This window comes from Acidiphilium sp. PM (assembly GCF_000219295.1).
GTDB classification, from domain to species: Bacteria; Pseudomonadota; Alphaproteobacteria; order Acetobacterales; family Acetobacteraceae; genus Acidiphilium; species Acidiphilium multivorum.
On sequence record NZ_AFPR01000570.1, the window covers coordinates 1 to 1,006 of the forward strand.

A 1,006-nucleotide genomic window follows, 5' to 3' on the forward strand; every position below is an offset into this window, starting at 1 on the left:
CCCGCATCCCGAGGATTTAACCCCGGCCGCCACGCACGGCGCCTTGGGCTTCAAGCCCCGCGCCCGCGCCTTCGTGCTCAATGAAGGCATGGCTCAAGCCGGACAATCCCGCGACCAGGCATTCGGGCGCGTCACATCCTCGAACGTCTATCGCAATGAAACCGCGGACGGTGCGCTCACCCTCTGGATGCCGTGCCTGCATGCGGCCGAGGCGGTCGAGGCGCGCACCGCGAGTTTTATCGCCGCTCGGGACGGTCAGACAGAACCGCCGCTCGGGGTGTTCAACCGCTCGCGGGTGGGCCACTGGCTCAAGGCGATGGATGAGCAATTCGCCGGCGTGAAATCTTGGATGCCATGAGCGAGGCTGTCGATCAGGGCGGAGCGGAAGCCGCGATCCGCGCCGCGCAAGCGGAGCTGGATCGGGCCGAACAGCTGGCCCGGCTCGACAATGACCCCACCGCGCACACGCTCCACGCGCTCCGGGTGTTTTTAGACTCGACCGCTGCCATTGCCGCCGATCAGCGGCGCGTTATGGCTGAGCACCGACAGAACATCGATCAGGATTTTAGCGCCGTGCGCCAGGCGCGGGATGGCTTGGCGCAAACCATCGATCAAGCTTTCAAGGCCGCAAAGGCGCAGGCCGAAGCGGCGCATGCGGATCTCTCCCGACAGTTTGTGACCTCCTTCGCGAAAGAGGCAGAACAGCGCCTCAAGTCCATGTCGCGGTGGGTATGGTGGCGAACGATCGCCTCGGGGGCGGCGCTGGCGATCGTGATCCTCGCCCTTGGGTTCGGCCTGGGCTACTGGCGCGGTAACGCGGCCGGGTACAGCCAGGCCGCCGGGACGATTCAGGCCGCCGGGGCCGTTGAGCAATCCGTCCTCGCCTCGCAAGGCCCGGCTGGCTTGGCGCAATGGCACCAGCTCATGCGCGACAACGCCATTCTCGACACCATGAAATCCGACTGCACCGGGAAGAACGTGGCGCATCAGGACGGCCGCACGGCCT

Annotated in this window: 1 protein-coding gene and 1 pseudogene; both read left to right on the plus strand. The window is 66.3% G+C overall.

Annotated features, from left to right (window positions below):
- A pseudogene (locus APM_RS18585) lies at positions 1-358 on the plus strand (hypothetical protein); the annotation flags it as partial.
- The coding region (locus tag APM_RS18590; RefSeq protein WP_241763216.1) for a hypothetical protein at positions 355-1,006 on the plus strand (652 nt) is incomplete at its 3' end. The pseudogene APM_RS18585 and the gene APM_RS18590, both read left to right, overlap by 4 nt.